This is a genomic window from Brevundimonas sp. (assembly GCF_023259385.1).
In the GTDB taxonomy this organism is placed as follows: Bacteria; Pseudomonadota; Alphaproteobacteria; order Caulobacterales; family Caulobacteraceae; genus Brevundimonas.
In genome coordinates this window covers 1-12,046 of record NZ_JAHFPF010000093.1, presented here as the reverse complement: position 1 = coordinate 12,046, position 12,046 = coordinate 1, and the positions used below count along the sequence as shown (strand labels likewise).

Genomic DNA, 12,046 nt, shown 5'->3' with positions numbered 1-12,046 from the left:
GCCGGCGACCGTCTATCGGGCGCTGCAGTTCCTCGAGACCCGCGGTCTGGTTCATCGTCTTTCCAGCCTTAAGGCCTATGTGGCCTGCGATCCCGAACGCCTCGGTTCGCCTGCGGTTTTTCTTCTGTGCGACTGTTGCGGCTTCTGTCGCGAGGTTCCCGCGCCCGACCTGGCTGCGCTGAACGCGGCCGCGACAGCGGCGGGCTACGAGATCGAACGGATCACGCTCGAAGGCCAGGGTCTGTGTTCGGCTTGCCGCCCGCCGCGCCCCGGCGCCGCCCGGGATCCGGTCCTCCAGACGGAGCCGGAGGCGGCCGCGGGGTCCGGGCCCGCAAGCATTGAGCCGCGCCCCTGATCAAGCCCGCGGCGGGTCGATGACGGCCTGGCCCGGGCGCCCGGCCGCGGCGACGCCGGGGCCCGCGGCCCATTCCATGGCCTGTTTGGTGGCGGCGGCCGACATTCGGGTCGCCCCCCCCCGTCGGGACGGACTAAGCCAGGTCTGGACCGGTCGGTCGAAGCCGTAGCGAAACACGGCGGCGGCCACGAACGCCCCGACCAAGCCGATCGCCCACAGGACCCAGCGAACGCCGGACGACCACGCCTCCTGTCCAAGGGCGTCGAGCAGGCCGAACCAGACGATGCGGCTCACCTCATTCGTGAGGAACATCGAGAACGACATTAGGGCCAGATGCTCGATCAGCCGTGAAGGACTGCGCACCGGCACGGCGCCGGCGGCCCAGATGATCACGGTCATCAGGCCGAGCGACACCAGGCTGAAGGCGCCGAAGGCCTGCAGCCCCACGAGCGCGAAGGCGGCGGCGAGGCCGATCGCCCTGGCCCGGTGCGGCGCGACACAGACCCGCGAACCGTAGAAGGCCGCCGCGACTCCGAGCAGGAAGAGCGGCAGGGCGCGCAGGATGCCGTAGCGCATCGGCAGGCGGTAGATCGGATCGCCGAGCCACAGCGAGGCGGCGATATCGGCGGCGACGACGAGGAGCGTCGCGCCGATCACCATTGCGACCGGCGGCCAGCGCCACAGGGCGCGGCAGATCCAGGGCAGCAGGAGATAGCAGCCGATCAGGGCCGAGAGGGTCCAGGTCGGGGCGTTCCACCCCTGCCCGCCCGGCACGCCATAGGCCTGGACCAGTAGCACCTGCGCGGGCAGTTGCGACCAGTCGAACCAGCGCGGATTGCTGGGCGCGATCCCGGCCAGGGCGGCGCCGCCGACGAGCAGCACCAGGACGAGGCTGACCGCCAGGTGGGCCGGAATGACCCGCAGCAGGCGCTGGCGCGCATAGGCGCGCAGCGAGGCCTGTCCGGACGCGAGGCGATCACCGTAGATGCGGGCCAGGACATAGCCGGAGTCGATGATGAAGAAGTCGGTGAGCAGATAGCCGCGCTCGAAGACTGGATGCAATTGTCCGAGAGGCACAGGCGCGGCCTCGCGGAAATGGTAGAGGATGATCAGCGCCCCTACGATAAAACGCAGCGCGTCCAGCCAGCCGCCGCGCGCGATCCGGACGGGGCGAGGCGATGGCTCGGTCAGCGCGGCTTCGGGCATTCAGTCAGCCTTCCGTGGCGCAGACTTGGCGGCGGCGCTGCGGTGCTCATGTGGACGCAGGACGATCTGGTCTCGCGAAGCGTAGAGGACGGCCGTTCCCAAAACCCAAACGACGACCAAGCCTCCGACGACCATCAGTCCGGGCCTATCGCGGGGTCCAAACACAAACGAGCAGCCGATCACGCCGCCCAGAATGGCCCCGTAACCAAAATGCAGCGGCACCTTGTGTGCGCCCAGCAGCAGAAGGGCCATGCAGAAGACCAGGCCTCCTGCGAACAGGCTGACCCCGATGGCGACGAGCGTATCGAGCACGGGCCGTGGCTTCAGCGGGCGCGCCTGGAGCCGCCGCCTACCTCGTTGGCGATAGCGGCCTTCCCGCCAACGAATGCTCCGGCCGCGCACGGTGAAGCGTTTGCCGGCCATGCGTCAGGGCCTTGCGTTGGGCGCGGGCGTGTCCTCATGGCGCGCAAGAAGGATTCTCATCCGGACAATTTCGGATTCCTGGGCCGCAATGATCTCATCGGCCAGATTACGCACGTCGCGGGCTTCGCCATGCTCGACGGCGACCTTGGCCATTGCGAGCGCACCCTCGTGGTGGGCGATCATTCCGCGCAGGAAGTCGATGTCGGCGTCGCCCGTGTAGTTGATGCTCATGGCCTGGTGCATCTTCGCGCTGGCCTCGCGATAGGCGCGAGTCGATGGGCTGTCCGTGGTCTCGCCAGCGTGGCTTGCCTCGGTGTCGCTCGGGCGAGAGTCAGCCGCCGACGGCGCCGCAGGGACCTCGCGGGTTTGCCGCGAGATCATCCCGAAGGCGAAGACCGACAGGGCGAGAAAGACGGCGATGACGGAAATCCATCCGAAACGCTTCATGACGATGTCCTCGAGAGAGCCGGCGGGGCCACGGGGGCGGCCGGGATTGCACTGGGAAGGATGGGCGCCGTTCGGTCGCGGTAGCCGAGCAGGCGCAGAGCGTTGAACACCACCAGCAGGGTCGACCCCTCGTGGAGCGCCACGGCAGGGCCGATGCCAAGGCCGAGGATCGTCGCCGGCACAAGGAAGGCGACGATTCCGAGACTGACGTAGAGATTCTGGAGAATGATGCGCCGCGTCTGTCGGCTGAGACCGACGGTGAAGGGCAGCTGCGACAGGTCGTCGGACATCAAGGCGACGTCGGCGGTCTCAAGCGCAACATCGGAGCCAGCCGCGCCCATCGCGATACCGACGGTCGCCGTGGCCATGGCCGGGGCGTCGTTCACCCCGTCGCCGACCATGGCAATCTTGCCGTCAGCGCGAAGGCGTTTGATGGCGTCGACCTTGTCCTCGGGCATGAGGTCGCCCCAAGCCTCTGTCAGGCCGACCTGTCCGGCGATCGCCTGTGCGGCCTTCTGGTGATCGCCCGAGATCATGATCATTCGCCCGATGCCGAGGGCGCGAAGAGCGGTCAGCGTCGGCCGCGCTGCTGGGCGAGGCGTATCAAGAAGCCCAATGACACCGAGATCGCGCGTGCCGCGTCGCACCACCATCAGGGTTCGCCCCTGCAGTCGCAACTGAGCGACGACAGAGGTTGTTTCGTCGCCGAGCGGCGCTACGCCGTCGACGCCGAACATCTCCGGCTTCCCTATCCAGATCGTCTCGCCGTGCAGCTGGGCGGTCACGCCCTTGCCCGTCAGGCTCTTGAGGTCGATCGCGGCCGGGATGATCGTATCGCGCAAGCGTGCGCCACCGTCGCGCGCGATGGCCTCCGCCAACGGGTGGTCGCTGAGCCGTTCGACCGCCACAGCGACCGCCAGAAGATCGCCCTCCTTCGTCCCGCGCACCGTCATGACGTCGGTGATCCGCGGCCGTCCCTCGGTCAGGGTGCCGGTCTTGTCGAAGGCGATGGCGTTGAGCGAGCCGAGGTTCTCCAACGGCGCGCCGCCCTTGATCAGGACACCGGCGCGCGCCGCACGGGCGACGCCCGAGAGGACGGCGCTCGGGGTGGCGATGGCGAGCGCGCAAGGACTCGCGGCGACCAGCACGGCCATGGCGCGATAGAAGCTGTCGCGGAACGGCTCATCGACGACGACCCAGGCGAACAGCAGGACAAAGGCGAGCGCCAGCACCACAGGCACGAAGATGCGTTCGAACCTGTCCGTGAAGCGCTGGGTCGGCGACTTCTGCGTCTCGGCCTCACTCACCATCCGAACCACCTTGGCCAGGGTGGTGTCGCTCGATGTGCGGGTCGTCTCAATCTCGATGGCGCCTGAGCCATTGATGGTGCCCGCGAAGACGAGAGACGGCGATCCGACCTGGGCCGGTCTCGCCCGCGCCGCCTCGGGATCCGCGACGGGCTGCTTGTCGACAGGCATGCTTTCGCCGGTCACGGGGGCTTGGTTGATGCTTGTGGTGCCGACCACGACAAAGCCATCAGCGGGCAGTCGTTCGTTTGGACGCACCACCACGGTGTCGCCGACGACCAAATCTTCGACAGGCAATTCGACGACCTGCCCGTCGCGTCGCACATGGGCTGTCCGGGGGGCAAGCTCGGCCAGGGCCTCGATCGCGCGTTTGGCGCGGCCCATGGCGTAGTGTTCGAGCGCGTGGCCGATGCTGAACAGAAACAGCAGGAGAGCGCCTTCGGCCCAGGCCCCGAGCGCCGCCGCACCTGCGGCTGCGACGAGCATCAAGGTATCGATCTCGAAGCGCTTCTGGCGGAGGTTCTCGAACGCTTCTCGCACCGTAAAAAAGCCGCCGAAGATGTAGGCGATCAGGAAGAGGGCGAGGGGAATCCAAGCGGGAAGGCCCGTTGCGAGTTTCTCGAGGGCGAATCCAAGGCCCAGAGCAAGGCCACTTGTCAGGGCGAAGATCAGCTCCGTATTGGAGCCTAGAACGCCACCGTGATCGTGCTCCTCGGACTTGGTGTGGAGATGGTCCGGCAGTGTTGTGCTGGTCATAAATAGGGTCCCGTTGCGGGTTGGGAATCGCGGCTGCTTGCGGCGACCGCCGCGATCGAGGGGGCGGGATAGCGACACGGGCGAAGGCGCGCCGGGCCAGCGGGTTCCAGCGCGATCCGCTCGCAGGTGGTCATCCCGGTTCTCCCGACCTCAGGGCACGGGCACGACGGCATTAAAGCCCCCGAGCCGCTGGAGCTGCTCAATCGCTTCGAAAAGCGGAAGCGCTAGGAGAAAGACGAAGCCGTCGCGCACCGTGCGGACGAAGAATACCGGCCGGATCATGATTTCCGCCTCGTCGCGCCATAGGGAGAGCTTGGGCAGGAACCGAGGGGTGCGCTCACGGTAAGCTTGGTAGTCGTGTCCAAAGGCGTCGGAGAGGAAGCGTTCTTCGCGGCCGACCACGATGCGAAACACCACCCAGCAGGCTAATCCGAAGACCAAACCGACGCTAAGGCTGCCGGACTGGGCGCCGATGCCAAACGCGCCGATGAAGCTGAAGACGTACAGCGGATTGCGGCTGACCGAATACGGTCCTGCGGATATGATCTCCTGTTTCTTGCGGCCACCGATGTAAAGGGAACACCAAGCCCGACCGATGATGCAAACCATGATGGCGATCAGGCCCAGATGCTCGACAGGATGTTCGAGCAAGGGCCAGGATGTGACGAGCGCCGCGCAGACGACAAGAAGCAGGCCCCCGACGAGAATGCCCGCCTTGCGCCATCGTTGAACGGATTGGATATCGACCGCTGATCGACAGGCGTCATCAGGGGGCGAGGAGCCGGACAAAGCGGGGCTTGCGGGCTTGGAGACGCTGTCGGAGGGCTCGAGCGGCATCATTGCCCCTCCCCCTCAGCCGGACGATCCTTAGCCGCATCGCGCAGGATATCCACGCCGCCCTTCAACGCGATGGCGGCCACGAGGACGCCGACGACGAGGTCCGGCCACGCCTGGCCGAGCCAGAGCACCAGGGCCCCGGCGACGAGGATTCCCCCGTTGGAGGCGAAGTCGTTAAAGCTGAACGTCTCGGCAGCCTTCATGTTGACGTCGCCGCTGTGCTGACGGCGGATCAACTGCAGGCAGATCAGGTTGATGATCGCTGCGACGACCGAGAGTCCCATCATGGTCGGGCCGATCGGTTCGGTCCCGATGAGGAATCGACGACCCGCGTCCAGAAGGACGCCAGCGCCGAAGATAAGGAGCATGACGCCCGAGAGGCGCGCCGCCCCCCGCTTCCACGAACCAGGCCGACCGATCGCGAGAAAGCTGATCAGATAGACAGCAGCGTCCGAGGCGTTGTCCACTGCATTGGCCAGCAGAGCGCTGGAATCGGCGGACAAGCCGCCGATCCCGAGCGCTAATGCCAGGCCCGCGTTGAGCGCGAGAACCGTCAGCAACGTGCGTCGCTGCTGACGGTCATCCTGAGTGCGAGCAATCAATCCTCAACCCCCTCGTCCTTGCGATGACGCACCGCCTTGGCCGCGAAGGTCGGCAGGACCAGCAGGGTCAGGGCCGTCGCGGTCAGAAGGCCGCCGATGACGACCGTCGCCAGAGGCTTCTGAACCTCGGCCCCCGCGCCGTGGGCGAGCGCCATCGGGATGAAGCCGACAATGGCGACCAAGGCTGTCGTCAACACCGCACGCAATCGGCTGGACGCCCCTTCGATCGCCGCGTCCCGGGGCGCGAGCCCCGCCTGCAATCGCTCGCGAATGGCCTGCATCAAAACAAGTCCGTTCAGGGTCGCCACACCCGAGACGGCGATGAAGCCAACGGCCGCAGACACCGAGAACGGCATCCCTCGCATGAGAAGCGCCAAGGCGCCGCCGATCAAGGCCAAGGGCACGCAGGCGAAGACCAGCCCAGCCTCGGAGAACGACCCCAGAGCCATAAACAGCAGCACACCGATCAGGACGAAGACGATCGGAATAACCAGGCCCAGCCGTTGTTCGGCCCGTTTGAGGTTCTCGAACTGACCGCCCCAGGTCAGGCGGACGCCCGGCGGGAGCTGGATTTGGTCCACCTTGGTTTGTGCGTCGGTGACGAAGCCGCCCAGATCCCGGCCGCGAACGTTGGCCTGGACCACCATCCGTCGGCTACCGTCGTTGCGGCTGATCTGGTTCGGCCCCTCGGCGCTTTGGATACGGGCTACCGAAGACAGCGGCACGGTTACGCCTGTCGAAGAGACGATCGGCAGGGCCGCGAGCGCCGCCGGATCGTTGCGCGCATCGTCCGGAAGACGGACGACGACGTCGAAGCGACGGTCGCCCTCGAAAATCCGGCCGGCCTCCGCGCCGCCGATGGCGGCCGAGACCGCTTCAGAAACGTCGGCTGCGGACAGGCCGTAGCTGGCCGCCGCGAACCGATCGACGCTGACCGTGAGCGTCGGCAAGCCCGACGCTTGTTCGACGCGAACGTCGGCGGAGCCGGTGGTCTGCCGCAGTACGCCGGCCACCTCATCAGCGACCCGCTGCATGGTGTCGAAGTCATCGCCGTAGACCATGACCGCGAGGTCGGTCCGGACCCCGGAAATGAGTTCGTTGAAGCGGAGCTCGATGGGTTGGCTGAACTCGAAATTATTCCCGATCTGTTGGTTGGCGAGCTCTTCGAACCGCTCGAGCAAGGCTTCCTTCTCGAGACCTGAATCCGGCCAGTCCTTGCGGTCCTTCAGAACGATGACGCTGTCCGAAATGTTGGGCGGCATCGGGTCGACGGCCGCCTCGGCGGTGCCGGTCCTGGAGAACATGGTCTCGACTTCCGGCTGGGCGGTGATGACCCGTTCCAACGCCATCTGCATGGCGAGGGACTGTTCCAGCGACGCCGAGGGAACACGCAGCGCCTGCATGGCGATGTCGCCCTCGTCCAGAGTGGGGATGAACTCCCGTCCCAGGGACGAGAAGGCCAGACCACCGACAACAACCGCGCCGAGTGCCGAGATCAGCACGATCTTAGGACGATCGACGGCGGCGCGGATGGCCGGCTGGATCCAACGCCGCGCGTGGCGGAGCAGGAAGGTCTCATGTTCGTGGGCTTGGCCGTGTTCGTCGGTCTCGACCTTCTTGGGGTCCCGCACCAGCAGGGCCGTCATGGCCGGAACGAAGGTGAAGGAGAAGATGAAGGCGCCGACGAGCGCCAGCATGACCGTTGCGCCCATGGGGACGAACGTCTTGCCCTCGACGCCCTCGAGCATCAGCAAGGGGGTGAAGACGAGCAGGATAATCAGCTGACCGAAGGCGGCTGGCTTGACCATCTTGCGAGCTGCGGCCACGGCGACATCAAGGCGTTCCCGACGGGTCAGAGCCCGTCCCAGATCGATCCGCCGCTGCGACAGCATCAACAAGGTGCTTTCAACGACGATGACCGCCCCATCGACCAGAAGGCCGAAGTCCAGCGCGCCCAAGCTCATCAGGTTTCCACTGATGCCAAACCTATTCATGCCGATGACGGCGAACAGGAAGCTGATCGGGATCATCAAGGCCGTGATGCTGGCCGCACGAATGTTTCCGAGCAGCAGGAACAGCACGACGATGACCAGAAGGGCGCCCTCGGTGAGGTTGCGGGCCACGGTCGAGATGGTCGAGTTGACCAGGGCGCTACGGTCAAGGACCGTCACCGCCTCGATCCCTGCGGGCAGAGTCTTGCGAACCTCATCGAGTCGCTCCCCGGCCGCCTGGGCCACGGTGCGGCTGTTGCCGCCCGCGATCATCAGCGCCGTTCCGAGCACGGCCTCGTGGCCGTCACGGCTGGCGCCGCCCAGGCGCGGAGCCTGGCCGATCTCGACCGTGGCGACATCGGCGACCCGCACGATCAGGCCGTTCCGGTTGACGACCGGCGCCTGAGCCAGATCTTCCACGGTGGAGGCCAAGGCGTCGGTGCGGACCGTCAGAGCTTCGCCAGCGCGCTGGATATAGCCTGCGCCGGCCTGAGTGTTGGCGCGATCGAGGGCCTGGATAAGGTCGCCCATGCCCAGGCCGTAGGCGGAAAGGCGCGCCGCGTCCGGACGGACCGCATACTCCTTCACATAGCCGCCGACGGTGTCGACGCCGGCGAGACCGGGGGCGGTCCGCATTTGCGGCGCGACGATCCAGTCCTGCACGGTGCGCAGATAGGTGGCGCGCTGCTGCGGGGTCGAAAGCAGATCGCCTTCGGGCGTCAGATAGGCTCCGCCCGCCTGCCAGCCCGGCTCGCCAGGCTTGGCGAGGTTCTGACTGTTGAATGGCTTGTAGTCGATCGTCCACATCAGCACTTCACCGAGGCCCGTGGTGATCGGGGCCATGGTCGGCTCCACCCCGTCAGGCATGGCCTCCCGGGCGCCCGCGAGCCGTTCGGCGACCTGCTGGCGCGCGAAATAGATGTCGGTCTGGTCGGTAAAGATGACCGTGACCTGGCTGAAGCCGTTTCGGCTGAGGGATCGGGTCGTGGTCAGGCCGGGAATGCCGGCCATGGCGGTTTCAATCGGGTAGGTGACCTGTCGTTCGATCTGTTCAGGCGCGAGCGCCGGAGCGACCGTGGTCACCTGGACCTGGCGATTGGTGATATCCGGCACGGCGTCGATGGGAAGCCGTGTCAGCTCGAGGAGTCCGTAGGCCGCGACAAGCGCCGTGGCGAGAACCACGAACCATCGGAATTTGACCGAGAGTTCGATGATGAATTTGAACATGCGGTGCGCCCCTAGTGACCGTGCTCGGCCTCGCCCTTGGCGAGCTCGGCTTTGAGGAGGAAGGCGTTCGTGCCGGCGACCCGTTCAGCCCCGGTGAGGCCACGCAGGATTTCAGTCCGCCCCCCGGCCTGACGACCGGCGAGCACCGGACGGGCCTGGAAGCCGTTCGGGACCTGAACGAAGACGACGGTGTTGCCGTCGACGGTCTGGACGGACTCGGTCGGCACGGTGAGACCGCCGGTCGTCTCGCCCGTCACGATCGCCCCCGTGACGGCGGAACCGGCCGGCGGGAGGACAGAGCCCGTCGGCCGGGCCCGAATGACCGTGGCGCCGCTTTCGCCGCCCGCGCCTGCGGCAACGCCGGTGACGATGGCGTCGAAGTCGCCGCTGGGGTTGCTGACCCGCAGAGGCGCCCCGGCCCTTACATTGGCGGCCAAAGCAGGCGGCGCGTTGAAGACGAGCTCAACCCTGGCCGGGTTGGTGACCTCGGCGACAACGCCGCCAGGGGCGACGAAGCCGCCCGGTCCGACCTGGACGCTGGTCACGACTCCGGTGATGGGGCTGGTGACGCTGAGGCGGCCCGAAGCGTTGGGCGAGCCCGCCGCGCTGGACCGCGCGCGAGCCGCGCGGGCGCCGGCTTCGGCGCTGAGCAGTTGCGCGCGGGACGCCTCGACCTCCTGTCGGGCGACAACGCCCTGGTCCGCCAGATTGCGGTTGCGTTGATAAGCCTGGCGCGCCACTTCAGTTTCGGCGGCCGCCGCGTCTGCGTCCGCGCGGAACGTCGCCGCTTCACCGCTGACGACGCTCGCCAGGGGCTGACCGATCCGGACCGACTGGCCCGGAGCTACGAGAACCCGCTCGACCCGCCCGCCGACGGACGCCGCCACAGCGGCGCGCGCGTCGACCATGGGCTCGACCCGCCCGGAGAGCCGGGTTTCGGCGCCCCCTCCCCGACCGACGCCGACCACGATCAGGTTGGCGGCCTGGGCCTGGGCCGCGCTCAGAGCGACGAAGCCTTCCGGCGCTTCGGCCTCGCCTTCGTGGCCGGCTTCGCCCTCGGCATGAGCGCCCTCTTCTTCAGCGTGACCCGCCTCACCCTCGGCGGCGGCTGGAGCGGCGTCCGGCCCGCGCGTGAGCAGGAACAGCCCGCCTCCGCCAAGCAGAACGACGGCGGCGGCGCCGCCGATCAGCAACGTCTTGTTGGATGTGCGCTTGCGCATCATTGGGCTCCTTGGAAGGGGGCGCGGCCGTCCTGGCGCGCGAGTTCAATCTCGGCCTGGACACGTGCAAGGCGTGCATCGACGGCCGAAGTCCGAGCTGAGATCAGGGCGGTGCGTGTGACCCGCAGTTCGAGCTGGGAGATCCTCCCGGCTTCGGTTCCAATCCGCGACAGACGGTAGGCTTCCTCAGCGGACGCCACCCCTGCATCGGCGGCGGAGACCCGGCTGACGGAGGCGGCAAGCCGCGCCCGCGCCGCGGCGCGATCGGCCTGGGCTTCCTGACGGGCTCCAAGAAGCCGCGCGTCCGCAGCCCGGAAGTCGGCCTGCGCCGCGTCTATGTTCCCGCGGTTGCGGTCGAACAGGGGCAGCGGCATGCTGACGCCGAAAGTCAACGCCGTCGCGTCCTCCATCTCGTATCGACGGACACCGACGCTGGCGTTGATGTCCGGGCGCGAGCGGATTCGCTCCACGTCGATCCGGCGTTCGGCGGCCGCGCGGTGAGCCTCGGCGACGCGAACGGTCGGCGCATCCGCCGGGGCCGCGAAGGTGGCGGCAGGCGCGAGGTCCAGCAGGCTGGCGTCGATGGTCGTCACCGGAGCCGCCAGCATGGCGACTGCGGTCAGTCGCGCGAAGGCCGCGTCGCGCTCCGCGACGGCCTCATCGCGCGAGGCACGCGCCGCAGCCGCTTCGCTTTCACCCTGGATGCCGCGCAGCAGTGGCTCACGGCCTTCTTCGACAAGAACGAGGGCGGCCCTCGCATCGGCGATGGTCAAGGTAAGGCTTTCCTCGGCGAGCACGGCCCGCCGTTGAGCGGCTTCCGCATCGGCATAGACCTGTGCGAGTCGTCCGGCGGCGTCGATGATGGCGAGGTCCCGTTGCAGCGCCGCGGTTCCGGCTTCCGCGCGGGCGACATTCACCCGCGCGGTTCGGCGTCCCCAGAGCTCAAGGTCCTGACTGATCGACAAGGTGGTTTCTGCGTTGGCGTAGCCTGAGAAGGGCCCCGTGCCGAACGCGTTTTCGGCGTCGAGAGCGATCGTCGGATTAGGCCTGACACGGGCCTGGCGGACACGCGCTTCAGCGGCGTCGGACAGGGCGCCGGCTTCAAGGGTGGCCGGGGTTTGATCGAGCTGGGCGAGCAGCTCGGCGAACGACGGAGCGGGGTCAGCCCAAGCGGGACTGGCCAGCACGGCCGCAAATGCGGCCAGCGCGCAGCCGACCGCGAAACGCGGCGGCCTGCGATGTGAGGGAGGCATGATTCATCTTCCAGAAATTTGACACGAGATCGCGCGCACGGCGGCGCAGACGTCGTGTCAGACTCTGGGCGGACGCTTCAGGCCGTCGGGCGAGATCGACGACGGAAAATCACTCGAGGGGAAGGCGTGAACCGGCCTTGCGTGGATTTGCATCGCGATGTCGTCGGCGACATCCGCACGGGCGGTTCCGTTGTGGTGGCAGTGGCCGTGGGTGCAGACTCCGTGCCCACCGCCAAGGTCGCCCTGGTCGCTATCGCCTGCATCCTGAGCGACAATGGCGTGAGCCGAGGTCGTCTCTGGGGCGCAGGTCGCGGCGTCAGCGATCGGGGCGACGAAAAACACGGCGGAGACCAGGGTCACCGCCAGTATCAGTCTTGCCCATGTCGCAATTGGCCACGCCATCGCGTGGTGGATACTTTCAT

At 67.4% G+C, this 12,046-nt stretch carries 10 protein-coding genes and 1 pseudogene; 2 read left to right on the top strand and 9 right to left on the bottom strand.

The genetic code is table 11. The annotated features are described in order from the left end of the window. Positions 1 to 355: pseudogene (locus tag Q0C81_RS08825) on the top strand (hypothetical protein); the annotation flags it as partial. Here Q0C81_RS08825 and Q0C81_RS08820 read toward each other — a convergent pair. The 9 genes from Q0C81_RS08820 to Q0C81_RS08780 form a co-directional block, all read right to left on the bottom strand. Further along, positions 356 to 1,561: an acyltransferase gene (locus Q0C81_RS08820; protein WP_135194151.1), complete on the bottom strand. Its 1,206-nt coding sequence runs from the start codon at positions 1,559 to 1,561 to the stop codon at positions 356 to 358. Beyond that, on the bottom strand, positions 1,562 to 1,873 hold the full coding sequence (locus Q0C81_RS08815; protein ID WP_040349351.1) for a hypothetical protein: 312 nt from the start codon (positions 1,871 to 1,873) through the stop codon (positions 1,562 to 1,564). A 114-nt stretch (positions 1,874 to 1,987) separates the two neighbouring features. After that, positions 1,988 to 2,431: a DUF305 domain-containing protein gene (locus Q0C81_RS08810; RefSeq protein WP_088582518.1), complete on the bottom strand. Its 444-nt coding sequence runs from the start codon at positions 2,429 to 2,431 to the stop codon at positions 1,988 to 1,990. Beyond that, complete coding sequence (locus Q0C81_RS08805; protein ID WP_088582519.1) at positions 2,428 to 4,494, bottom strand: heavy metal translocating P-type ATPase; 2,067 nt, start codon at positions 4,492 to 4,494, stop codon at positions 2,428 to 2,430. The genes Q0C81_RS08810 and Q0C81_RS08805 overlap by 4 nt, the downstream gene beginning before the upstream one ends. Positions 4,495 to 4,644: 150 nt before the next feature. Then, on the bottom strand, positions 4,645 to 5,334 hold the full coding sequence (locus Q0C81_RS08800) for an isoprenylcysteine carboxylmethyltransferase family protein (RefSeq protein WP_008264189.1): 690 nt from the start codon (positions 5,332 to 5,334) through the stop codon (positions 4,645 to 4,647). Then, complete coding sequence (locus tag Q0C81_RS08795; protein ID WP_040349350.1) at positions 5,331 to 5,933, bottom strand: cation transporter; 603 nt, start codon at positions 5,931 to 5,933, stop codon at positions 5,331 to 5,333. Before Q0C81_RS08795 ends, Q0C81_RS08800 begins: the two co-directional genes overlap by 4 nt. Then, a complete protein-coding gene (locus Q0C81_RS08790; protein ID WP_112863180.1) occupies positions 5,930 to 9,151 on the bottom strand; it encodes a CusA/CzcA family heavy metal efflux RND transporter in 3,222 nt (1,073 codons plus the stop codon). Before Q0C81_RS08790 ends, Q0C81_RS08795 begins: the two co-directional genes overlap by 4 nt. Positions 9,152 to 9,162: 11 nt before the next feature. Beyond that, positions 9,163 to 10,371 (bottom strand): efflux RND transporter periplasmic adaptor subunit, encoded by a 1,209-nt coding sequence (locus Q0C81_RS08785; protein ID WP_112863179.1) that lies wholly within the window; start codon positions 10,369 to 10,371, stop codon positions 9,163 to 9,165. After that, positions 10,371 to 11,558, bottom strand: coding sequence for a TolC family protein (locus Q0C81_RS08780; RefSeq protein ID WP_291836590.1), 1,188 nt, complete (start codon positions 11,556 to 11,558; stop codon positions 10,371 to 10,373). The genes Q0C81_RS08785 and Q0C81_RS08780 overlap by 1 nt, the downstream gene beginning before the upstream one ends. A 120-nt stretch (positions 11,559 to 11,678) precedes the next feature. Between Q0C81_RS08780 and Q0C81_RS18295 the strand changes: the two genes are divergently transcribed. Continuing rightward, on the top strand, positions 11,679 to 12,046 hold a 368-nt coding region (locus Q0C81_RS18295), incomplete at its 3' end, for a glutamate synthase-related protein (RefSeq protein ID WP_367117988.1).

Coding starts and splice junctions, on each gene's coding strand:
- Q0C81_RS08820 (WP_135194151.1), bottom strand. CDS start 1,561: ATGCCCGAAGCCGCGCTGACCGAGCCATCGCCTCGCCCCGTCCGGATC.
- Q0C81_RS08810 (WP_088582518.1), bottom strand. CDS start 2,431: ATGAAGCGTTTCGGATGGATTTCCGTCATCGCCGTCTTTCTCGCCCTG.
- Q0C81_RS08805 (WP_088582519.1), bottom strand. CDS start 4,494: ATGACCAGCACAACACTGCCGGACCATCTCCACACCAAGTCCGAGGAG.
- Q0C81_RS08800 (WP_008264189.1), bottom strand. CDS start 5,334: ATGATGCCGCTCGAGCCCTCCGACAGCGTCTCCAAGCCCGCAAGCCCC.
- Q0C81_RS08790 (WP_112863180.1), bottom strand. CDS start 9,151: ATGTTCAAATTCATCATCGAACTCTCGGTCAAATTCCGATGGTTCGTG.
- Q0C81_RS08785 (WP_112863179.1), bottom strand. CDS start 10,371: ATGCGCAAGCGCACATCCAACAAGACGTTGCTGATCGGCGGCGCCGCC.